This window comes from Gaetbulibacter aquiaggeris (assembly GCF_044003965.1).
Taxonomy (GTDB): domain Bacteria; phylum Bacteroidota; class Bacteroidia; order Flavobacteriales; family Flavobacteriaceae; genus Yeosuana; species Yeosuana aquiaggeris.
Genome location: NZ_JBAWKC010000005.1, coordinates 197,549 through 222,198, shown reverse-complemented (window position 1 = coordinate 222,198; position 24,650 = coordinate 197,549). Strand labels below are relative to the sequence as shown.

General features: G+C 34.3%; 18 protein-coding genes. 11 read left to right on the top strand and 7 right to left on the bottom strand.

All coding sequences use genetic code 11. The features are described from left to right. The first annotated feature begins 228 nt into the window (after positions 1 to 228). The 5 genes from V8G56_RS14395 to V8G56_RS14375 are packed head-to-tail and all read left to right on the top strand — an operon-like array spanning position 229 to position 7,211. Positions 229 to 1,542, top strand: coding sequence for an aspartate aminotransferase family protein (locus V8G56_RS14395; RefSeq protein WP_395439160.1), 1,314 nt, complete (start codon positions 229 to 231; stop codon positions 1,540 to 1,542). 2 nt (positions 1,543 to 1,544) lie between these two features. Beyond that, positions 1,545 to 2,486, top strand: a complete 942-nt coding sequence (locus tag V8G56_RS14390; RefSeq protein ID WP_395439159.1) for a carbon-nitrogen hydrolase family protein — start codon at positions 1,545 to 1,547, stop codon at positions 2,484 to 2,486. 10 nt (positions 2,487 to 2,496) lie between these two features. Continuing rightward, complete coding sequence (locus V8G56_RS14385; protein ID WP_395439158.1) at positions 2,497 to 2,904, top strand: VOC family protein; 408 nt, start codon at positions 2,497 to 2,499, stop codon at positions 2,902 to 2,904. Between the two features lie 2 nt (positions 2,905 to 2,906). Then, a complete protein-coding gene (locus V8G56_RS14380) occupies positions 2,907 to 5,645 on the top strand; it encodes an aminotransferase class I/II-fold pyridoxal phosphate-dependent enzyme (protein ID WP_395439157.1) in 2,739 nt (912 codons plus the stop codon). A 27-nt stretch (positions 5,646 to 5,672) separates the two neighbouring features. Then, the gene (locus V8G56_RS14375; protein ID WP_395439156.1) at positions 5,673 to 7,211 is read left to right on the top strand and encodes a biotin carboxylase; all 1,539 of its coding nucleotides are present in this window, start codon (positions 5,673 to 5,675) and stop codon (positions 7,209 to 7,211) included. A gap of 90 nt (positions 7,212 to 7,301) precedes the next feature. Here the strand turns inward: V8G56_RS14375 and V8G56_RS14370 are convergent, their stop codons facing one another. The 7 genes from V8G56_RS14370 to hypA all read right to left on the bottom strand — a co-directional run bounded on the left by V8G56_RS14370 (position 7,302) and on the right by hypA (position 16,752). Next, positions 7,302 to 8,465, bottom strand: coding sequence for an efflux RND transporter periplasmic adaptor subunit (locus V8G56_RS14370; protein ID WP_395439155.1), 1,164 nt, complete (start codon positions 8,463 to 8,465; stop codon positions 7,302 to 7,304). Between the two features lie 2 nt (positions 8,466 to 8,467). Then, positions 8,468 to 12,790 carry a CusA/CzcA family heavy metal efflux RND transporter gene (locus V8G56_RS14365; protein ID WP_395439154.1) on the bottom strand — a complete coding sequence of 1,441 codons (4,323 nt, stop codon included), beginning with the start codon at positions 12,788 to 12,790 and terminating at the stop codon, positions 8,468 to 8,470. A 233-nt stretch (positions 12,791 to 13,023) separates the two neighbouring features. Then, positions 13,024 to 14,409, bottom strand: coding sequence for a sensor histidine kinase (locus tag V8G56_RS14360; protein WP_395439153.1), 1,386 nt, complete (start codon positions 14,407 to 14,409; stop codon positions 13,024 to 13,026). Continuing rightward, on the bottom strand, positions 14,406 to 15,074 hold the full coding sequence (locus V8G56_RS14355; protein ID WP_395439152.1) for a response regulator transcription factor: 669 nt from the start codon (positions 15,072 to 15,074) through the stop codon (positions 14,406 to 14,408). The genes V8G56_RS14360 and V8G56_RS14355 overlap by 4 nt, the downstream gene beginning before the upstream one ends. 197 nt (positions 15,075 to 15,271) lie before the next feature. Beyond that, a complete protein-coding gene (locus tag V8G56_RS14350; RefSeq protein WP_395439151.1) occupies positions 15,272 to 15,532 on the bottom strand; it encodes a HypC/HybG/HupF family hydrogenase formation chaperone in 261 nt (86 codons plus the stop codon). A 17-nt stretch (positions 15,533 to 15,549) separates the two neighbouring features. After that, a complete protein-coding gene (gene hypB / locus V8G56_RS14345) occupies positions 15,550 to 16,356 on the bottom strand; it encodes a hydrogenase nickel incorporation protein HypB (protein ID WP_395439150.1) in 807 nt (268 codons plus the stop codon). Between the two features lie 54 nt (positions 16,357 to 16,410). Continuing rightward, complete coding sequence (gene hypA / locus V8G56_RS14340) at positions 16,411 to 16,752, bottom strand: hydrogenase maturation nickel metallochaperone HypA (RefSeq protein ID WP_395439149.1); 342 nt, start codon at positions 16,750 to 16,752, stop codon at positions 16,411 to 16,413. Positions 16,753 to 16,923: 171 nt separating this feature from the next. Here hypA and V8G56_RS14335 point away from each other — a divergent pair, with 171 nt between their 5' ends. The 6 genes from V8G56_RS14335 to hypD all read left to right on the top strand — a co-directional run bounded on the left by V8G56_RS14335 (position 16,924) and on the right by hypD (position 24,650). Continuing rightward, positions 16,924 to 18,048, top strand: coding sequence for a hydrogenase small subunit (locus tag V8G56_RS14335; protein WP_395439148.1), 1,125 nt, complete (start codon positions 16,924 to 16,926; stop codon positions 18,046 to 18,048). Positions 18,049 to 18,059: 11 nt separating this feature from the next. Beyond that, the gene (locus tag V8G56_RS14330; protein ID WP_395439147.1) at positions 18,060 to 19,796 is read left to right on the top strand and encodes a nickel-dependent hydrogenase large subunit; all 1,737 of its coding nucleotides are present in this window, start codon (positions 18,060 to 18,062) and stop codon (positions 19,794 to 19,796) included. Positions 19,797 to 19,812: 16 nt separating this feature from the next. Next, on the top strand, positions 19,813 to 20,571 hold the full coding sequence (gene cybH, locus V8G56_RS14325; RefSeq protein WP_395439146.1) for a Ni/Fe-hydrogenase, b-type cytochrome subunit: 759 nt from the start codon (positions 19,813 to 19,815) through the stop codon (positions 20,569 to 20,571). Between the two features lie 163 nt (positions 20,572 to 20,734). Beyond that, a complete protein-coding gene (locus V8G56_RS14320) occupies positions 20,735 to 21,268 on the top strand; it encodes a hydrogenase maturation protease (protein WP_395439145.1) in 534 nt (177 codons plus the stop codon). Between the two features lie 23 nt (positions 21,269 to 21,291). After that, positions 21,292 to 23,559, top strand: a complete 2,268-nt coding sequence (gene hypF / locus V8G56_RS14315; RefSeq protein WP_395439144.1) for a carbamoyltransferase HypF — start codon at positions 21,292 to 21,294, stop codon at positions 23,557 to 23,559. Then, positions 23,556 to 24,650 carry a hydrogenase formation protein HypD gene (gene hypD / locus V8G56_RS14310; protein WP_395439143.1) on the top strand — a complete coding sequence of 365 codons (1,095 nt, stop codon included), beginning with the start codon at positions 23,556 to 23,558 and terminating at the stop codon, positions 24,648 to 24,650. Before hypF ends, hypD begins: the two co-directional genes overlap by 4 nt.

Genomic DNA, 24,650 nt, shown 5'->3' with positions numbered 1-24,650 from the left:
AAATCTATAAAAAAAAAAGAACCAAGACAATAAAGCCTGTGGTTAATGTATTTTCTTATTGGGAATAATCCCAAATATTGAGATCCATTTTTTAAATCCTATAGGAGGTTCTGAAAAAATTGTGAGTCTATTAATATTGTAAAAAAGGATAATAATTTTTATAAATCGGGTAAATAGACATAAACCCATATTATTTAAGTTAACCTATAAAAAAACAGATTTTTTTAAATGACAGAAAAATTAACTAAATCACAGGAACTTCTTAATCGAAGAAAGGAGTCTGTGGCCAATGGTGTGGGTGTATTTAACACTGCTACAGTAAAGGAAGCCAAAGGAGCACTTATTATTGATGCTGATGGGCGAGAACTTATCGATTTTGCCGGTGGGATTGGAGTAGTAAATGCCGGACATTGCCCGGAACCTGTTGTTGCGGCGATTAGGGAACAGGCAGGAAAGTATCTGCATACTAGTTTTAATGTGGTTACCTATGAACCGTACATTGAATTATGTGAGGAATTGGCTAAAATTTTGCCCCACGGTGAAAAAACAAAGGTAATGCTGGTTAGTACCGGGGCAGAAGCAATAGAGAATGCTATAAAAATAGCAAGGCAAGCAACGAAACGACCTGCTGTTATTTGTTATACAGGAGCTTATCACGGGCGTACTATGATGGCCATGACATTGACTAGCAAGATAGGCTATAAATACGATTGTGGTCCATTTGCTCCTGAAGTGTATAGGCTTCCTTTTCCAAATGTATACCGTTATAAAGGGGCTAGGGGAGGATCGGCCTTTGTCAAGGATGAACTCAAACGACTGCATGAAAGTGCCCTTAATTTGGTCGATGTAAAAAGTGTTGCCGCTATTATTGTAGAACCTATACAAGGGGAGGGCGGGTTTAACCCCATACCTCAAAAATATTTAGAAGGACTGCGAGCATTCTGCGACGAGCATGGAATTATGCTCATTATGGATGAAGTACAAAGTGGTTTCTGTAGAACAGGACACTGGGCCAGCTGGCAACATTATGGGGTACAGCCTGATATAAGTACCTATGCTAAATCTATGGGGTCGGGTCTTCCCATTGCAGCTGTCGTAGGTCGTGCAGAGGTAATGGACACTGCGGCTCCAGGCTCTATTGGCGGTACCTATATAGGTAGCCCTGTTTGTTGTGCTGCCGCTTTGGCTACCATCAAATACATGAAAAAGATTCATCTTAATCAAAAAGCCAAGGTGTTAGGAGCGACTATTAAGGGGCGTTTGAAAAATTTGAAGAAGGTCTGTCCTGAAATTGGTGATGTCAGAGGCATTGGCGCCATGATCGCAATCGAGTTTGTAAAAAATAATGATCCTAGTCAACCGGATGCTGATTTATGTTCAAGAGTGGTAGAGGGCTGTTTTGAAAACGGCTTGATCATGTTGAGTGCAGGAACGCATAAAAATATTATTAGAATACTTTCACCCCTCGTAATAACCCAACAGCAATTAGATAAGGGAATGACAATTTTAGAAAACGAAATTAAAAAAGCTACAAAAAAATAATTATGAGACCATTCGCAATTGCAGGAATACAAATGAAAGTATCAGCTGTCGCTTCCAACGTGGAAATGATGAAACTGAAAATTGATATAACCATGAATCTCTATCCATGGATAGAGATGATTATGTTTAGTGAACTTTGTGCTTTCGGGCCATTAACCCATACAGCACAACCCATTCCTAATAATTTTGAAGCAGAAATGCAAGCCAAAGCCAAAGAGTATGGAATATGGCTGCTCCCTGGCTCCATTTTTGAAAAAAGTGAGGACAAAATTTACAATACGGCTACGGTTATCAATCCCAAAGGAGAAATAGTAACTCGTTACCGCAAAATGTTTCCTTTTTATCCTTATGAAACAGGTGTGACACCGGGAGAGCATTACTGCGTGTTTGACGTACCTAATGTAGCAAGATTTGGAGTATCTATCTGTTATGATATGTGGTTTCCTGAAACCATTCGTACGTTAGCCACAATGGGTGCGGAAGTGATTATGCATCCTACTATGTCAGGAACTATCGATAGAGAGATTGAACTTTCAATTGTAAGAGCCATGGCTTCAATTAACCAATGCTATTTCTTTGATGTTAATGGTTTGGATACAGGAGGTTGCGGACGTTCAATTGTTTGCGGACCTGATGGACGGATATTGCACCAGTCTGAAGGGACCGAGGAAATTATTCCGCTTGAATTGAATATTGAAAGAGCAAAAAGAAGTCGCGAATTAGGGATACTTCGTTTGGGACAACCTTTAAAAAGTTTTAGAGACCATTTGAAATCAAGTCATTTTGGTATCTATCAACCCAATATTCCCACTCCTTATCTAGATTCTTTAGGCCCTCTAATCAAGCCTTCGCGACTTGATAAAATTACAGAATTAAAAATCAAAGAAAACGCTTTAGAGCATCAAAGCACGCCCATCCACTATAAAGGGGATGGTATAATTTAAAACAAAAAATATGGGTGGAATTCCAATGAGTAAAAATAAGAACGGAACAGCAATTAAAGATTATGTGAGTTGGTTCGAAATACCTGCGATTGATTTTAAACAAGCAGTACATTTCTATAACCATATATTTGGGATTGATATGGCTCAAAAGATAACCGATGTAAATGCTATGGCCTTTTTTCCAGTGACATCAGGTATTGGCGGAGCCGTAATTGTAGCTCCTGGATCAATTCCTTCTGATACAGGCCCATTGATCTATTTAAACGGAGGGAAAGATCTCAACAACGTGTTAAATAAAGTTGAAGAGGTAGGCGGACGCATAGTAATGCCAAAAACCCTCATTAGTATAGATGCTGGCTATTTTGCCATTTTTATCGATTCTCAAGGAAACAAACTGGCTTTACACTCAAAAAATTAAACGTGATTAAAAATAAAACAAAAAGTGCTCCTTATTATAACATCGGACAGCTTCGGGTTGATTTTTGGAACAAACTGAAGATGGAAACCTCTGAACTAACCCGTTGCTATAAAGGGTCTACGAATGAAAAAGCACATAAAATAAATATTAAGGAGTTAATAAAGGATCTAAAAGTAGTGGAGTGCTTTTTCGCATTCCCAGGAAAAGAGCGGTTACAGAAACTCGAAAATGCCTTTTCTAGTCATGAATTTGCCTCTCTATCTCATTTAGTAGCCCAAACTACAAGACAATTGTTAGGAGACAGTTATAAAAGCAAACCTGACTTGATTGATTTTGATGAACAAAATGCGGAGACTGCAGAGGATTATGAGCAACATACTAATATTAGAAAAAATCATTTTGAGGTTTTGTTTGTGGACAATATTTCCAAAGAGGAGGAATATAAATTGAAGCATAATTTAAGAAACCTACAGACTCCAAACGACAAGTTCAGTTATGGGGTTGTAGTGCAACGTTCTTTTCAGGATGCCATGATTACTTTACTTTTTAATCATAATATCCAAGCAGTTGTAGTGCGTTATGCCCCGCCTTACCACTCAGAGCTAATTACACCGCTTATAAAACCATATATCGAAGAAATTAATAAGCATGATTTTTCATCAAAACCGGAAACCGATCTCGGTCCAATCATTGGTGAGTTGGCAAAACAACTGCGGCCCGAGTTAGACACCTATTATGTTACTGATTCTTCCCTTGGACATCTAAAAGACAATACCATTACAGGTTTCAGACGTATCTTTTATCAATCAGAAGATATACAGGAACTTCATCTAACTATCATGCATGGTATCACCGAACGATATAATACTCCTTTTTTTTCTGCCTTGGTTGAATATAGTCAAAAGCCAACAGGAGTATTTCACGCGATGCCTATATCTCGTGGAAATTCTGTTTTCAAATCAAGATGGATCCATGATTTTGGCGATTTTTACGGTCGCAATATGTTTTTGGCGGAAACATCGGCTACAACAGGTGGACTTGATTCCTTGTTACAACCCACTGGGCCAATTAAAAAAGCCCAAGAGATGGCAAGCGATGCCTATGGTTCTCAATACACCTATTTCGTGACCAACGGAACATCAACAGCCAATAAAATAGTTATGCAAGCCTTGGTTAAACCTCATGATGTGGTACTTGTTGATAGAGATTGTCATAAGTCACATCACTACGGATTGGTTTTGGCAGGTGCTTATCCAGTATATTTGGATTCCTACCCTATTGAAGAATATTCTATGTATGGGGCAGTTCCTTTAGAACAGATTAAAACCAAACTACTAAAATTAAAAGAAGCAGGAAGACTGGACAAGGTGAAGATGTTACTGTTAACCAACTGTACTTTTGACGGTCTTGTATATAATGTGGAGCGTGTTATGGAAGAAGTTCTTGCCATTAAACCAGATATGGTTTTTTTATGGGATGAAGCTTGGTTTGCTTTTGCAGGATTTGCATATAATTATAGGCAACGAACCGGCATGTTCACTGCAAACAAGCTTTATGAAAAATATAAAAGTACCCATTATAGAAAGCAGTACAATGAGCATATAAAAGGATTGAAAAATGGAGACCAATCCTCATTACCTGATCCTGATAAGGTTCGAGTACGTGTCTATGCCACCCAAAGTACCCATAAGACTTTAAGTAGTTTTAGACAAGGCTCTATGATTCATATTTGGGATGAAGATTTTCGTAGAAAAACAGAAAACACCTTTCTTGAAGCCTACATGACGCACACGTCTACGTCGCCAAACTACCAAATGTTAGCATCATTAGATGTAGGCAGACGGCAAGTGCAACTTGAAGGATTTGAGCTGGTTGAAAAGAGTATTGAAATGGCCATGGTGCTTCGCGCCAAGGTAAACGATAATCCTCAATTGAGTAAATACTTTGATGTTTTGACGGTGAAAGATTTTATTCCAAATAAATTTCGTCAAACCGGACTTAAAGAATACTATACCAAACATGAAGGTTGGAACCGTATGGACGAAGCTTGGGAGAAAGATGAATTTGTTTTAGACCCTACCAAAATCACCTTATATATAGGAAAAACAGGTGTTGATGGTGATACTTTCAAAAACAAATATTTAATGGATAAATTCAATATCCAGATTAACAAAACATCTCGTAACACGGTATTATTTATGACGAATATTGGAACTACCAGAGGTAGTATCACTTATCTTATTAATGCCCTTTTAAAAATTACAGATGAATTGGATGATGAGTTCAGGGCCTTGAACAACAAGGAAAGGGAAATTCGGGATAATAGAATACATTCTTTAACAAAAGAGGTTCCACCATTACCGGATTTTAGCTATTTCCATCATTCCTTTCAAGCTGTACCAGGAGTTCCTGGAGGTGATTTGCGAGAAGCCTATTTCCTGGCGTACGATGAAGAAAATTATGAATATATACCCTTAAAGGAATGTTTATCTAAAATGGAAACAGGAAGAAATCTGGTTGCTTCAACATTCGTAATTCCCTATCCACCAGGTTTTCCAGTATTAGTCCCTGGACAGGTGGTAAGCGAAGAAATTATCAATTTTATGACAGTACTCGATGTAAGTGAAATTCATGGCTACCGTTCCGATTTGGGTCTTAGAGTATTCAGTGAAAAGGTATTGAACAGACATAAGATTACCACTGCAATGGGTGGCATGTCCATTGGGAAAAAGAAAAATTAATTAATTTAATCATTGAAAAATATTTACATGACTACTAAAAAAACAATAGACACAAAAAAAACCGCAAAACCAATTAGCAAAAAAATAACGCCTGTAAAAAAGGCATCAAAAACCGAAGCACTTAATGGCGTCCCAGATATAAGAAGATATTTTTATAAAAACGAAGTGCCTTTATATTTTATTAGTGCTACCAATTTCAATATGTTAGGTGCAGATGAATGGATTAAGGGCTTTAAATTTATCTGTCATATCGAATGTTTTGATGGTCAGCATCCTAATGTTTTCTCACCAAAAGAAGAAATTCCCCATGATGAGTTTACTTGTATTGAAGATATAAACAACTACCTACTTCAACACCCAGAAGTTCAAGACTATTTAAAAACAAGAAAAAAAGGTAAGAATACAGGTAAAGCCATGTTTCTAATGTTTGACGAAAAGACTGAGAAGCTGGCAAAAAAATTAGGATTACAGATCATGTTCCCTACAGCCAAGATGCGTACGTTAATGGACAACAAAGTAAATACCAACCGTATTGCTGAAAAAGCAGGTGTACCTTGTGTGCCCTATGTATTAACTCCTGTAACAGATTATACTCACTTGAATAAAGTGTCAAAATCACTCGGAACCGATTTAGTGATTCAGACACCCTTCGGAGATTCCGGTCATACCACTTTTTTTATTTCCAACGAAGAAGAGTTTAAAAAATATGAAGAGGAAATTGTCAAAGAGAAGGAAGTTAAAGTAATGAAACGCATCAATTGCAAAGGCTCGGCTATTGAGGCCTGCGTTACAAGACATGGTACCATTGTAGCTCCTTTAATGACAGAACTTGTTGGTTTTAAAGAATTGACTCCTTACAAAGGCGGTTGGTGTGGTAATGAAATTTATCCTAATGCATTTAATCCTGAAATACGTGAAAAAGCCATAAAATACACGCAACTTTTCGGTAATCAATTAAGAAAAGAAGGCTACAAGGGGTATTTTGAACTGGATTTTTTAATCGATCAGGATAATGGAGAAGTATATTTAGGAGAATTAAATCCTAGGGTAACGGGAGCAAGTTCTATAACTAACCATGCTGTTTTTGCTTTAGCAGATGCACCTCTTTTTGTATTCCACATTTTAGAATGGATGGATGTAGATTATGACTTAAACATTAAAGAGTTAAATGAGAGATGGGCAAGACAAGAAAACATAGATGGATGGAGCCAATTGATTGTTAAACATACTGAAGATACTATAGAGTATGTCTCAGAAGCTCCAGCTTCCGGTATTTATAAAATGTTCGATAACGGACACATACAATTTGACCGAATGGATACCCATAGAAGAGCCGTTGAGACTGAAAATGAGGCCTTCTTTTTACATATTTCCAAGAAAGGGGATTATATTTATGAAGGGGCCGATATGGGTATTTTAGTGTCAAGAGGTCGTATGATGACTGATGATTTTAAACTCAATGCCCGGGCAAAAAATTGGATACACGCTATCCGCGGAAAATATGTCTCTCAGGTCATCGAGGATAAGCGTGAAAAAATAGCACTTAGCGGAAGTCTAACCAAATAAGATATTGATTTAACAAATATTGTCAACCTTACAAAAAAACCAAACATATTAATGTTTGGTTTTTTTATTAATACTTATGGGGTTAAATGACTATTCTGTTATTAAGTTAAATGCACCTTTTGTAATAAACTCAGAATTAGGATCAAAGTCGTTAGCATTTAAAATTTGAATAAATCCATTTGAAGATTGCCCTATTTGAACAGGTACTTTTTTAAATGAGGTAACATTTTGTTTTAATATTGCATAATTAGTGTTCTCAAAATTAATGACTGCTTCGGTTGGTAGCGCATCAAATACATTACTTGAAGTTATAATATCTGCTTCTAAATACATGCCTGGGGCAAATAGTTTAGCATCATCTGGATTTTCTAAATCACCATGAATATCAATAGTTCTTTCTGTTGGATTAATAGCTCTATTGATTAAATGAACGCTTCCATTATATACTTGGCTTGAGTTATTTTGAAGATGTATTTTAATAGGTTGTTCTACTTTGACAAACGGAAGATCATTCTCAAAAATTTTTAATTCTAAATGTAAGTGGTCTGTGTTAGTTACGGTCATTGCAATATCTGACGGGTTTAAAAACATTCCTTTTGAAACTTCAATAGAGGTTACAATACCCGAAATAGGGGACATTACATTCATGATAGACCTAATGGAATCACCTGTTAAAGTATTTGAGTTAATATTCATCAAACTTAATTTCTTTTGTAAAGACTGATATTGAGCTAGAGTTACCTTATAGTCTGATTCAGCTTTCAAATAATTTTTTTGTGAGGTAACATTATCGGCTACTAAGGTTTTTTGTCTTTCATAGTCGGCTTTCAAATAATTTAATTTGGATTTAGCTTCTAAAAAATCTTGCTGAATTTGAATGTATTCAGGGTTTTCCAGTGTAAATAAGACCTGTCCTTTTTTAACAATATCTCCGGGTAATAGAGAAATATTTTTAACATAACCCGCAAAATAAGCACTTACAGTGGCTTTGTTTTCTGGTGGAACATCAAACATACCGTTAGCTTTTACAGACGTGATAAATTCATGTTTTGTTATTTTACCCAGTTCCATTTCTGACGAAACAAATTGAGCATCTGTAATGGTTATCATATCTTTTTCTGAAGATTCAGAAGTTTCAATAGTAATAACATCTTCTTTATTTTTTGAATTACAAGAAACAAGACTTACTGAGACGATTATAAGGAATCCTATTAATGATATTATATTTTTAAAGTTGTTGAACATGGTTATCATGATTAATAAGTTAAATAGTTTAATTCTAAAATGGTTGAATTATAATCAAAGAGATTCTGTAAATAATTTATCTCAATTTTTGTGGCGCTCTCTAAAAGTTGTACATATTGCAGAAAATCAACTTCACCATTTAGGAAAGCTTTGGAGGCATTTAGGTTTAGTTGTTTTGATAAATTTTGACCAGTTGTGTTATAATAATTAACAGCCTCTTCATATTTTTTTAGATCTGATAGCAAACTTTTATATTTTGAATTGAGCTGAATTTTAAAATTTTCATATTCATTGTCAATAATCATGGTCTGTGTTTTTGCAGCATTTATTTTTGATGTATTGGCACCAAACCATAAAGGAATGGATATACCAGCTTGAAAGCCTGAATAATTTTGAGCATTTAATCCATTATTTGTACCCTGGAAAACCGAAAAATTTAAATCAGGTAAAAGATGTTGTCTTTCTAATGAAAGGGTTGTTTGAGATAACTCTTTTGCAGTTTCATAATAAAGTAAACCAGGATGTTCTGGGGTATTCCAGGTTTTAAGTTCTAACAAGGGAGATAGATGTTGTGAAATCATATAAGTAGAATCAGATTGAAGCCATTCATTCAATAGGGTGTAAGCTTTGGTTACGTTTTCTTTACTTTGTAAAAAAAGCAAGGAAATTTCTTTTTGTTTGGTTTCAGCAGTTAGTTTTTCAAGCAAATTGGTTTCTCCTACCTCATAACGTTTATTTGCTGCTTTAGAAAATTGATTATAAAGGCTGTCCAAATATTTATAGTGCTCTACCACATTACTTGAATAAACCACATTGTAGTAGGCTTTATAGACCTCCTTCTTGACTAAACGTTCATTGATATTGTATTCCTGAAACGATAATTTTGTTTTTTGTTTTTCAGCCTTTCTTTGTGTACCATAAATTGTTGGAAATTGAATGGACTGACTCACGCCAAATACTTTTAAAGGTTGTCCGTTTTCTGCAATATTATTTTCATCATAATGATAATAAACCTGAGTTTTATCAATATTATAAGCTGTGCCCATTAATTGCTTAGATTGGGTTACTTTATTAGCAGAAGCTTTTAGCATGTTATTGTTTTCTAATGCTATTTCAATCGCTTGCTCTGCTGTAATTTCTTTAGTTTGAGAGATACTGAAAAAGGGTAAAAATAAAAGAACTAATAAAGGTAAGGCCTTGTTTTTTATTTTTGGTACATGCCCTTTTCTGTCAAACATAGCGTATAAAACCGGTAAGACAACAAGGGTTAATGCGGTTGCGCTAATAAGTCCTCCAACAACTACCGTTGCTAACGGACGTTGAACTTCTGCACCAGCTGAGGTTGAAATAGCCATTGGTAGAAAACCTAGTGCGGCGGCGGCGGCTGTAAGTAAAACAGGTCTTAATCTGTTATTTGTTCCCATAAGAATACGTTTATTAATGTTGGTAATTCCATGTGCTTTAAGTTCTTTAAACTCTTCAATTAATACAATGCCATTTAAAACCGCGATACCAAATAGCGCTATAAAACCAACACCAGCAGAAATACTAAATGGTAAATCTCTAAAGTAGAGAAGTAGTACACCACCAATAGCTGATAGTGGAATGGCGCTATATATAATTAAGGCTTCTTTCACTGAATCAAAAGCGAAATATAAGAGTACAAATATTAAAATAAGAGCAATAGGTACGGCTACTTTTAATCTCGCAGAAGCAGTTCTAAGATTTTCAAATTGCCCACCATAACTTACAGTATAACCTACAGGAAGTTTTACTTCTTTATCAATAATGTTTTGAACATCTTTCACAACAGATTCTAAGTCACGATTTCTAACATTTACACCAACAACGATACGCCGTTTTGTATTGTCTCTTGAAATTTTTGCCGGTCCTTTAGTATAGCTTATGTCTGCAAATTCACTTAAAGGTAAGCTATAACCATTTGGAAGTAATACTGATGCTGTTTCAATATTTTGAATATCCTTTCGGTGCTTTTCATCATATCTCACAACTAAATCAAATTGTTTTTCGCCTTCAAAAACAGTACCGGCAGGCATTCCGGCAAATCCCATTGTAATTATTTTGTTTAAATCTTGAATGTTTAGACCGTATTTAGCAATGTTTTTTCTTTTATACTTAACGGACATTTGGGGTAATCCAGCTGTTTTTTCAACTGATATATCAGCAGCACCTTTTACATTTTGAATCGCTTTTTCTACTTCAAGTGCTTTCTCGTAGAGAACATCTAGATCTTCACCAAAAATTTTAATGGCTAAATCGGCACGAACCCCAGTAATAAGTTCATTAAACCTCATCTCAATAGGTTGTGTGAATTCGTAGTCCACTCCGGGAATTTCAGACAGAGCTTCTTTAAATTTGTCAGCTAATTCATCTTTAGTCTGAGCAGAGACCCATTCGCCCTTTGGTTTTAATTTAATAATCACATCACTTTCTTCCATAGACATTGGGTCAGTAGGAACTTCGGCAGCTCCAATGCGGCTTACTACTTGTTCCACTTCTGGGAATTTTAACAGTATTTTTTCCATTCTGGTGGTGGCTTCAACTGTTTTGGTTAAAGAGGTTCCTGTTTTAAGGATAGGCTGAATCACGAAATCGCCTTCATCTAAGGTTGGTACAAATTCACCACCCATTTTAGAGTACAAAAATGCGGTGAGTAATAACAATGATACCGACAGACTTAGTACCAAATTTTTATTGTGAAGAGCCCATGAAATGGTGGGTTGATATTTCTCTTCAAGAAATGTAATGAGTCTCGAAGAAATGGTTTTCTTTTCTGGATTTGAAGGTTTAATGAATAATGAGGCCATTACAGGGATATATGTAAAACATAAAATCATGGCGCCAATTAGTGCAAAACAGAACACCAAGGCCATAGGTCTAAACATTTTTCCTTCAACATTGACTAGCGATAATATGGGTATAAAAACGATGATGATGATTAACTGACCAAAAACTGCCGATTTCATCATTTTGGTTGCACCTTGATAGGTGATTTTATCAATTAATCCTTGTCTTTCATTTTCTGGAAGAGATAAAACTTGAGCTCGTTGACTTGTTATTTTAAACGCAATGAATTCTACAATAATTACAGCGCCATCTATAATAATACCAAAGTCAATAGCACCTAAACTCATAAGGTTTGCATCTACGCCAAATAGGTACATGAGTGATAAGGCAAAAAGTAAACATAATGGAATAACCGATGCAACCACCAAGCCAGAGCGTATATTTCCTAGCAGTAAAACCACCACAAAGATGACGATTAAACAACCTAGTATTAAGTTTTCTGCAATGGTGGTAGTTGTTTTTGCAATCAATTCACTTCGTTCTAAAAAAGGATTGATACTTATTCCCGGAGGTAATGAAGATTGAATTTCACTAACACGGTCTTTAACAGCATTGATGACGGCATTTGAATTGGCGTCTTTTAACATCATTACCTGACCAAGCACTTTTTCTCCTTCACCATTCCCGGTAATAGCACCGAAACGATTGGCATAACCAAACCCGACTTTTGCGATATCTTTTATGTAAACTGGTACATTTTCTCTAGTGGTAACTACTATGTTTTCAATATCTTCTAAAGAATTAACTAAACCTTCACCACGAATAAAATAACTTTCATTTAATTTTTCTATATAACCACCACCAGCGATACTGTTGTTTTTCTCCAACGCTTCAAACGCTTCAAAAATAGACACATTCATGGCTCTTAATCGTTCAGGGTTTAAGGCGACTTCATATTGTTTTAAATGACCTCCCCAAGTATTTACTTCAACTACTCCAGGAATGCCTGATAGTTGTCGTTTTATAATCCAGTCTTGAATGGTGCGAACGTCGGTTAATGAATACTTGTCTTTATATTTAGGGTCAACATTGATGATATACTGATAAATTTCTCCAAGTCCAGTTGAAACAGGACCCATAAAAGGGGTTCCAAATCCAGTAGGAATTTTTTCTTCAGCATTTTTTATTTTTTCTGCAATAAGTTGTCTTGGTAAGTAAGTCCCAATATTATCTTCAAACACCACTGTAACAACTGATAAGCCAAATTTTGAAACTGAACGAATTTCTTTTACACCTGGTAAGTTGGCCATTTCTAATTCTACCGGATAGGTTAAAAACTTCTCAACATCTTCAGTAGCTAAATTTCTTGAAGTAGTAATGACCTGAACTTGATTATTAGTAACATCTGGCACTGCACCAATAGGAATATTTGTTAGTGAGTAAAAACCAAAACCAATAATACCTGCAGTGAAAAGCAAAACAATAAGTTTATGGTGAATGCTATACTGGATAATTTTTTCTAACATTTCTGGGTGTATTTAATTACATTACAAATTTAAAATGTATAACTAAGATTTATCCAATCAGTGCCTTAAGATTTGCTTAAAATGGAGAAGTTGACTTACAATCAAAAAAAAGGTTCGGGAACCACCCCGAACCTAACCAACCGTTTAAGAAATTAAATTAATTAAAAAATTAATGATCTCTTAAATTATGATGCAAATAAAGAATATTTTTTTTTAAAATTATTATTTATTTCTTAAGATTTGCTTAAAAAATTAATTTTAAAAGTAGTTCCGGCATTGGGTTCACTTTCTAAGCTGATAATTGCATTAATGGCTTCAGCTGATTTCAGTGCAATAGAAAGTCCTAAACCATTTCCTGAAATGTGTTTATGCTCTAATGCTTCAGATCTAAAAAAATGATTAAAGACATTTGGAATGTCTTCGTGTTTTATGCCAATGCCTTCATCTTTTATCTTACAAAGAATGCTGTTGTCTATGGATATTATTTGGATGATAATAGATTGGTTATGCTTTGAATATTTAATGGCATTGTTAATAATATTATCCAATATGAGGTTGGCATGGTATTTTGGAACTAAAAGTTCAGTTTTATTTTGTATTTGGAGTTCAACTTTTAAATTCTTTATAAGAATATCCTTATCATATCTAACTAAAATTTCATTAATAAGAGAAGGTAGTGAAATTAGTATCTTATTCAATTCATTGTTGTTAGCATCTAATCTGGCTAACAATAATAATTGTTCTGTGGTCTCAGTCATTCTATCTATTTCTGTAAGGCTATAAGTTATTTTTTCTTCATATTCCTTTATCTCTCTTGGCTTTCTAATTAATACTTCTAATGTGCCTCTTAAGGAAGCAAGTGGCGTTCGTAACTCATGTGAAGCATCTGATGTGAATTGACGTTCTCTTTCAATGGCATTTTCAATGCGTTGTAAAAGTTGATTGATGCCCGAGGATAAATCATATAATTCGTCTTTATAAACCGGCAGTTCAACACGTTCATTTAAATTATTTTTGGTAATTCTGTTAGTGGTTTGTGTAATATTTTTAATAGGTATAATACTCCTTCCAGCAAGATATCTGGAAATAAAATACAGACCACAAAGCATTACTAAATAGGAAATTAATAAAGTGTTTCTTAATTTATTTAGAACCATCATGGATGGTTCCAGGGTCATAGCGGCCAACATATAACCTTTAGTTACACCATTGCTTTCAATAGGTTTTTGAATTTGCCGTATAGTTTGGTCCTTTAAATTGGTATTAAAATGAGTGCCGTATTCGTTGATGTTTTTAAATGGTAAAACATCACTTTTTAAGTTGGGTGATTTATCCATTAGTTTGCCATTAACATCAATTATCTGAATAAAAATGGGATTTATTTGAATCTCTTTATGTTCAACTTCTTCCCATTCTGCTTTATTAATAAATTGAATAGACTCACCAATTATTTTTATTTCACCAGAATGTTTTGATGCTTCAAAATTTAAATTATTATCTATATTTTGATACATGGTTTCTTGAACTATAAAAAAAACAACACTAAATATGATGGCCATAATGACGGCAGTAGCTATCATATAATTCAAAGCAATTCTATTTCTAAAACTTAATTTCATAATTCTTCAGCAATATATCCAATACCTCTTATGGTTTGAATAAAATCTTCCTGTGGATTTAACTTCAGTTTTTTTCTTAACGCATTGATGTATACATCAATAACACTGGTATTATAATCAAAATGTATATCCCAAACATTTTGAATAATACTAGTTCTGGTGCAAACGACTCCTTTATTTTTTAACAAATATTCTAATAAAGAAAACTCTTTTTGAGTTAGCATAATCTCTTCATCTGCTTTAAAAACTCTATGTGTTTTAATATTCAAGGTAATATTTCCAATTGTAAATGTAGAATGTTCTACGGATTTTGCTCTTAACTGTACTTTAATACGTTCTAAAAGCTCATCAAAGTGGAAGGGCTTTTTAATATAATCATTGGCACCAGATTGTAGTCCGAAAATGGTCTCATCCACGGTGTCTTTTGCCGTTAAAAATATTATGGGTGTTTCATTAAATGTTTTTCTAAATTCATGACAAATTTCAATACCACTCATACCTGGGAGCATCCAGTCTAATAGTAGCAAATCATAAATACCAGACAAAGCAAGTTCTAAGCCTGTTTTTCCGTTGTCAGCAACATCCACAGAGTATGATTCTTCTTCCAAGCCTTGTTTTAGAAAATTGGAGATTCCTGTTTCGTCTTCAACAATTAATATCTTCATGATGCAAAAATTATTTTTTAATTTCAAAAAACTATTAAAGTTACCTTAAGATTTGCTTAAAAAGAATTAAGAAAAGAAAATTTTAATGATATAGAACAAATAAGCCTGAGAAATTGAAACGCTCAGGCTTTTATTAAGAAAAATTCTTTGTATTCTTCGTAAAATGGAAAATATCAGAAAATGTTTTTTTTACTGTATCAATTTAGTTCTGGGGGATCTAAATCCTGCAATTCATTTAATTGCTTTAATAAGTCAAAAGTTTTTTTAGCTTCAATTTCATCCACAACACTAATAGCGGCGCCAACGTGCACCATCACATAGTCATTTACCTTTGCTTCCGGAACAAGCGTAAGACTCACTTCTTTAATAACGCCATCAAAAGATACTTTTCCTGTTCTAAATGTTTCATCTAACTGACCTGTTATTTCTATTAATTTTCCTGGAATTGAAAGACACATGATTACTTTGTTTTGAATTAATTTTCTTTTAGCCACTTATACCAAGCTTCCATGCCTTCACCCGTAGTCGCAGAAACCTCAAAAAATTTCAATTTAGGATTCACTTGTAAAGCATAGGACTTTAACTTTTCAATATCAATATTTAAGTAAGGTAATAAATCTATTTTATTTATGATGCAAATATCTGAGGTGTGAAACATGTCAGGATATTTAATGGGTTTGTCTTCTCCTTCAGTGGTACTGATTATTACCACACGCTTATTTTCACCTAAGTTAAACATAGATGGGCAAACTAGGTTGCCCACATTTTCAATCATTAAAATAGAGTTGTCTTTTATATTTAATTTTTTAACGGCCTCATAAACCATATCACTTTCTAAATGGCAACCTTTTCCTGTATTGATTTGAATCACAGGAATATCTAAAGCATCAATTCTATTGGCATCATTCAAGGTTTGCTGGTCTCCTTCTATGACATAAAATGATTTTTCATTTTTTAAATCGGTTAAAGTTCTTTCTAAAATGGATGTTTTTCCCGAACCAGGGGAACTTACTAAATTTAAGGCAAATATATTTTTAGCTTCAAAATAACCTTTATTTCTGGCCGCCATAACATCATTATGTTGCAAAATATCTTGCTCAAGATCTATAACCGTTTTATGATGATGATTGTCAGAATGAGAATGACTATGTTCATGGTCATGGCTGTGAGAATGGTCATGGTCGTGATCATGGTGATGGTGATGTTCATGAGTTTTTACATCTTTAGGATTTTGAATGGTCACACCGTTTTCTTCTGATCCACAACCGCAAGTTCCACACATAAGAGTTTATTTTAATTTTTTAATAAATACGATTAACTTATTGTTTTGATGAAATTATGACACTTCTAAATATTTTACTCTGAGCTCCTTACCTTTAATGATGCCTTTAAGGTAACTGTTGCATTCAGGACAAGAATCATAAATTTTTTCAACTTTAAAAATATGATTACATTCTCCGCATTTTGCTTCCGCTTCTATAATATTAATTTTTTTTTCAGCACCTTCTAAAACGGTGTTTTTAACCGCTACTGGCCAAATAAACTCTAAAGAATCAAATTCAATTCCTGCCAGAGTGCCTATTTCAAGTTCAATGAATTCAACTTTATTTTTTCTAGCTTTTTTTATTTCTTTTTCAGCAATATCAACTATACCCAACGCTATCGATAATTCATGCATTTAGTTAATATTTTTTAGAGTTTAACTTATTGATATATAAAACAATAATAAATATTTACAAGAATTAATAATATGACAAATGTCATGTTTTTTCTTAGAATGATTTTCTAGTTTTAATTCATTCTTTTTAAAATATAGAATATCTCATTTTTTTTAATCTAATTTTTCATTATGGCTAAAAACAACGAATTAAGAGAAACTTATTATGAGAGCATAATAAAACAGGGCTATAGTAGAAGAGATTTCATGAAGTTTGCCACCTATATTGCTGCCTATATGGGATTGGAAAACTCTATGGTTGGTCAAGTGGCAAAATCTCTTGAAACTACACACAGGGTACCAGTAATTTGGGAACATTTCCAAGAGTGTACTTGTTGCAGCGAATCTTTTATTCGTTCTGACCACCCAATTGTGGCAGATATTATTCTTGATAAAATTTCTTTAGATTATACATTAACCTTAATGGCTGCTTCAGGACATCAAGCAGAAGCTGCTAAACAAGCCACCATGGAAAAATACAAGGGTGAGTATATTCTTTGTGTTGAGGGTTCTGTGCCTATGGGCGATGATGGTAATTACTGTTGTATTGGAGGAAGATCAGCTAAAGATTTATTAATTGAATCTGCGGCAGGAGCTAAAGCTATTATTGCTTGGGGTAGTTGTGCAACTAATGGTTGTGTACAGGCAGCAAGACCAAATCCTACAAACGCCACACCAATTCATAAAATCATAAAAAATAAACCAATTATACGAGTTCCGGGTTGCCCTCCAATTGGGGAAGTGATGGCCGGAGTTATTGTGCATTTAGTCACTTTTGGTAGATTACCAGAATTAGATCGATTAGGAAGACCAAAAGCATTTTATGCAAAACGAGTACATGATAGTTGTTATAGAAGACCATATTATGATGCCGGATTGTTTGCTGAAACATTTGATGACAAAAATGCTAAAGACGGGTATTGTCTTTATAAGTTAGGATGTAAAGGACCTATGACTTACAATTCATGTGGAACCATTAAATGGAATAATGGTGTGAGTTATCCAATTCAGTCAGGACATGGTTGTATTGGTTGTAGTGAAGCAAATTTCTGGGATAATGGACCATTCTATGAAAGATTAACCAAAGTTCCGGGGCTACATGAGGAAGGACTGGCCGATGATATAGGAAAAGTTGGAGCAGGTATTTTAGCGGGTGGCTTAGCTGTACATGCTATTGCAGCCAACATTTCTAAAAGGAAAGAATTAACAAGCAGAATTAATCGAGGTATATCAAACGAAAAAAATATTGACTCTTAAAAATTAGAATTATGGCAGATAGAATAGTAGTTGATCCTGTTACCAGAATTGAGGGTCATTTAAGAATAGAAGCAGAAATTAAAGATGGAATCATAGTAGATGCCTATAGCTCCAGTACCATGGTAAGAGGCATTGAAGAAATTGTTAAGGGAAGAGATCCTAGAGATGTCTGGGCTTTTGTGCAGAGAACTTGTGGTGTGTGTACCACTGTACATGCGTTGACATCAGTAAGAGCGGTAGAAGACGCTTTAGGTATTGCGGTTCCACCAAATGCCGAAATGGTAAGAAATATTATGGAAGGTGCTTTGTATATGCATGACCATACCATTCACTTTTATCACTTGCACGCTTTAGATTGGGTTGATGTTGTAAATGCCTTACAAGCTGATCCACAAAAGACATCAGAATTAGCACAAAGTATATCCAATTGGCCAAAAAGCTCACCAGGATATTTTTCAGATATTAAAAAACGCATCACCAAATTTGTTGAAAGTGGGCAGTTAGGAATTTTTGCAAACGGTTATTGGGGTCATCCTCAAATGAAATTACCTGCTGAGGTCAATCTAATGGCAGTGGCTCATTATTTGGAAGCACTTGAATGGCAAAAAGAAATTGTTAAAGTCCACACCATATTTGGAGGTAAAAATCCACATCCAAATTATTTAGTTGGTGGAATGGCTTGCGCTATTAATACTGAAAACCCAGGAGGTATTAATGCAGAAAGATTGGCCATGGTTAAATCGCTTCTTGATGAAGGAAAACGCTTTATTGAGCAAGTATATATTCCTGATCTGTTGGCTATTGCATCGTTCTATAAAGATTGGGGCGCCATTGGAAAAGGTTTTGGTAATTACATGTCATATGGTGATTTCCCAGTTAATGGCTATGCTGACCAATCTAATTTTAAATTCCCACAAGGTGTTATTTTAAATAATGACTTGTCCAATGTTCTGGATGTTAACCATAGAAGTAGTGATGAAATTGAGGAATTTGTAAATAATTCCTGGTATGATAATTATGCTGAGGGAAAAGATACTGGAAGACATCCATGGGAAGGAGAAACCAATATTAAATATTCTGGTCCAAAACCACCATATGAGCATTTGAATGTTGACGAAAAGTACAGTTTTGTAAAAACACCAAGATGGAAAGGTAAGCCTATGGAAGTGGGTCCTTTAGCTAGACTTTTAGTAGGCTATGGAAGAGGTAATAAGGAAATACAAGAAGCCGTAAATGCTGCTTTAGCACATTTAAATGTTCCTGTGGATGCCCTTTTCTCTACGTTAGGAAGAACAGCAGCTCGCGGTATTGAAACGCAATTAGTTGCTAATTGGACTATGGAATTTTATGATACCTTAATTAGTAACATAAAAAATGGTGATGAGAGAATGGCTAACACTGAAAATTGGGAACCTTCCACTTGGCCATCAGAAGCAAAAGGAGTGGGTTATATGGAAGCTCCAAGAGGTGCTTTAGCACATTGGATTAAAATTAAAGATGGAAAAACTGAGAACTATCAGCAAGTGGTACCAACAACCTGGAATGCCTCTCCAAGAGATCCAAAAGGAGAACGTTCAGCTTATGAGTCTTGTTTAATTGGAACTCCTGTTGCAGACCCAGAATTACCATTAGAAATTATTAGAACCATACATTCATTTGATCCATGTTTGGCTTGTGCAGTGCATTTATATGATGAACATGGTAATCACATTTCTAGAGTTCAACATACCGGTAGTTGTGAAATTTAGCTAAACAAAAAGGATCATGAAAAAAATAACAAATTTTAAACGTGTATACGTCTGGGAATTACCAGTCAGGATCTTTCATTGGTTAAATGTTTTAGCTCTTTTTGTATTGGTTGTTACAGGCTTTATTATTGCCAATCCACCAGCTATTTTATCTAGTTCAGAAGCAACAAATTTACATTCTTTTGGCATTATTAGATTTTTGCATTTTACCGCGGCTTACATATTTTTATTCGTTTTAATATTGAGAGTTTATTGGTCATTTATGGGCAACAGATTCGCAAGTTGGAGAGCGTTTTGGCCGTTTACTAAAAAGAACTGGAATAATTTTTGGCATGTTATGAAAATTGATATCCTGCTAATGAATGAGAAGGTAGAAGATGTTACTAAAATTAGTATTGGACATAACAGCGTAGCCACGCTTTCATATTTAGTCATGTTTGTTTTAGCTTTAGTTCAAATAGCAACAGGTTTTGCCTTATATGGCGATATGGCGTCCTGGTGGTTACCCAAAATGTTTACTTGGGTAATTCCACTTTTCGGTGGCGATTTTTTAGTTAGAAGTATTCATCATACAAGCATGTGGATTTTTATTTTCTTTGCAATGGTTCATGTTTATTTGGTCTTTTATCATGATTGGTTAGAAGGAAGAGGCGAAGTGTCTTCTATATTTGGAGGTTATAAGTTTGTTTCTGATGAGCGGATGAAAAAAGCCCATGCTGAACAAGAAGTAGAAATTAAAGATGAAAAAGGAATTGTAGCTTCTAAATCAAATTGATTTAAATAATTAATCTTAAATTCATTCAAAGACATACAATTTTGGATTTGAATGAATTTATTTTTTACTTTATTATATGAAATGCCAATTCAATAAATTTAAACCTAAGAAAATAATTATAAATAGCATAACATCTAACCTCTAAAGCAAGAAACATAGACAGATGAAAATTCCAGAAAGAACACCTGTTGCAATAAGCAGTGACTCCTATTTTTTTGAAAAAGATAAATCGGATAGTATTTTAGTAATGGGAGTTGGTAATTATTTAATGGGAGATGAAGGTATTGGTGTGCACATTATTCAGGAAATGGCAAAGCAGGAACTTCCAGAATATGTAGATATTCTTGATGGAGGTACTGGTGGTTTTTTATTATTAAGTTGTTTTCAGGTGTATCCTACCATTATTTTTGTGGATGCTACTATGGATGGCAAACCAGCAGGTACTATTTCTTTAATTCGTCCTAAATTCGCGTCTGATTTTCCTTCGGCATTAAGTGTTCATGATGTGGGGTTAAAAGACATGGTGGAGGCGGTGTATCTTATGGATAAAGTACCCGACATCCATTTGTTCACGGTTTCAATAGAAGAAATGAATCCAATGACTATAGAATTAAATGCAGAAGTAGAAGCTATAATCCCTGAATTGATTGATAGAATTTATGAACATGCTAAAAATTTGCATCTTCAGATAAAATAAGTTTATGATTATCAAACACATTTATGCAGAAAACCTATAAAATTCTTATCTCCGGACAAGTACAAGGTGTAGGTTTTAGGCCATATGTGTATAATTTAGCTAAGGATTTTTCATTAAAAGGATCTGTTTCCAATAATGAAAATGGTGTGGTTATTTTTGTTCAGGGTTCAGACCAATCCGTTAAAAAATTTTATGATAGATTAGTTCATTTTCCACCACCAGTTGCCAAAATTAAAGAGCGTAAAATTACCGAGATTCAGTCCATTTTTATTAATGATTTCAATATAGTTCCTTCAAAAAAGGAAGGTCAACTTAATTTAATACTGACACCAGATTTTGCTATTTGTGATGATTGTAAGGAAGATATCAAAGATATTGATAACAGGCGCTTTGTCTATCCTTTTACTACCTGTGTCAATTGTGGTCCGCGTTGGGCGATCACTGAAACTTTTCCTTTTGAAAGAAATCATACAAGTATGGATGAATTTCCCATGTGTGAAGCCTGTCAAAAAGAATATAAAAATCCTGCAAACAGGCGATTTCATTCCCAAACAAATACATGCCCTACCTGTGGCATCAATTTGTATTTAATAGACAATTTAGGTCAACATATTAAAGTTCAAAAGGCGGATTTATTTTATAAAGTCGCTTTGCTTTTAGAAGAAGGAAATATTATCGCCGTAAAAAATACCAGCGGGTTTTTATTGTGCTGTAATGCAGAAAATGAAAGCGCCGTTCAAAAACTAAGGCATAAAAAGCAACGACCTAACAAACCATTTGCTATTTTATATCCTTCCATGCGTCATTTAAAGCGTGAATTAGTCATAAGTCCTGAACAGGAAGAAAGTCTGAAATCTGTTGAAAGACCGATAAACATCATTGATTCAATTAGTTATAACGGTAAAATTAATTTAAAGGCAGTTGCTCCAGGTCTAAGTCAACTGGGCGTTATGTTACCATACTCAGGCATATTGGAGTTATTATCTAACCAGTTAAAGTTTCCTATTGTAGCAACTAGCGGGAACATTCATGGCTCACCAATAATAAGTGATTTTGATGAGGCCTTTTTAAAGCTAAGCCATATGGCAGATTATTTTTTAAACCACCATTTAAAAATTGTGCATCCACAGGACGATTCCGTTGTAAAGTTGAGTAAAAAAAATAATTCAGAAATTATATTCCGCAGATCCAGAGGGTATGCTCCTAATTTATTTAACGTTTCTATCAAAGCCAATAAGAAAATCATGGCTTTAGGGGCGCATTTAAAAAGTACCGTTGCTTACGTTCCTAATTCCTATGTTTATTTGAGTCAGTATATAGGAAATCTGGATAATTTTGATGTTTATCAGCGTTTTACACATACCGCTTTAAATTTTATAGAGGTATTTGAACAAATACCAGAAGTTCTTTTAGTGGATGCCCATTTGGGTTATCAAAGTACTCTATACGGTCAGGACTTGTCTGTAAAATTAAATATTCCGTTATATAAAATTCAACATCACAAAGCACATTTTGCCAGCGTATTGGAAGAGCATAGTTTATTTGATTCCAAGGAACCTGTCTTGGGAGTTATTTGGGATGGCACTGGGTATGGTGATGATGGACACATTTGGGGTGGAGAATTTTTTGAATACCATTCAAATAAAATATTACGGATATCTCATTTTGAATATTTTGATTGGCTTGCCGGAGATAAAATGTCAAAAGAGCCAAGATTGTCATTGGTCTCTTTGTCAAGTCCGGAAATGAAAAATCTTCTGGAGAATAAGTTTGAAGTGCATGAATTAGAAATTTATCAAAAATTGAAACTTAAAAATCAATTAAAAACATCCTCTGTTGGTAGATTGTTTGATGCCGTTGCTTCTTTATTAGGGGTTTGCGATTTAAATACCTATGAAGGCGAAGCTGCTATTTTATTGGAAAATCATATACATGATTATAATATAAATGATTGTATTATTTATGCTTCAGTTTTAGACAATGGTATGATTCCTACTACGGATTTATTTCATAATCTGTATTTGGATTTTAAAAAGGGTAATTCAAAAGAAAACATAATTATTAATTTCTTTTACACTTTAGCCTCGTTAGTTTTTCAATTTGCTATGAAATACCATTATAAGCATATTGCCTTTAGTGGTGGTGTTTTTCAAAATACAATACTCATAGATATGATTAAAGAAATAGGAGAAAAGGAATATAAATTATATCTTAACATAAACTTAGCTCCTAATGATGAAAACATCTCTTTTGGCCAGATTATGTACTATTTAAAATGTAGTGATAAATGAAGTATTTAACTGAATATAGAAATTTGGAGGCAACCAAAAGTTATTTAGACCTGATCCATAAAGCAGCGACTAAGCCATGGAAAATCATGGAGATTTGCGGTGGACAAACCCATGGATTAGTAAAAAATGGTATTCTTGAATTGTTGCCGGAATATGTTCAGATGATTCATGGACCTGGTTGTCCTGTGTGTGTAACGCCTTTAAATTTGATTGATAAGGCCATTGAGCTTGTAGAAAATGGGGTAATCGTCTGTTCTTTTGGTGACATGATTAGAGTTCCGGGAAGTAAAAAAAGTTTATTGGAAGCCAAATCTAACGGCGGAGATTTAAGAATTCTATATTCACCTATTGAAGCAGTAAAAATAGCAAAGAATAATCCTGATAAGGAAGTCGTGTTTTTTGCAGTAGGTTTTGAAACGACAGCACCAGCCAATGCACTTTCTGTTTTACACGCGCAAAAAGAAGGACTTAAAAATTATTCTATATTAGTTTCCCATGTGTTGGTTCCTCCTGCTATGGAAGCTATTTTAGACGATAAGTTCTGTAATATCAATGCCTTTTTAGGTGCAGGGCATGTTTGTGCTATTATGGGTTATAAAGAGTATTATCCGCTTGCTGAAAAATATAAAATACCAATAGTAATAACAGGTTTTGAGCCACTTGATTTGGTTCAAGGAATATATTTGGCGGTGAATCAATTGGAAAAGGGAATTTATGAGGTTGAAAATCAATATTCCCGAGTTGTAAAAGAAGAGGGTAATAAAGCTGCCTTAAAAGTTATTCATCAGGTATTTGAAGTAGGCGCGAGAGAATGGAGAGGAATAGGAGAGATTCCCAATAGTGGATATGTTTTAACAAAGGAATTCAAAAGTTTTGATGCTGAATTAAAATTTGGCATCAGTCATATTAAAGTGCCTGAAAACCCTAATTGCATTGCAGGAGATATTTTAAAAGGCATAAAAAAACCACATCAATGTGATCAGTTTAGTAAAAAATGTACACCATCTAATCCATTAGGTGCACCAATGGTATCTTCAGAAGGAGCCTGTGCTGCATACTATCATTTTTCAAGTAATTTAATGGCAGAATAA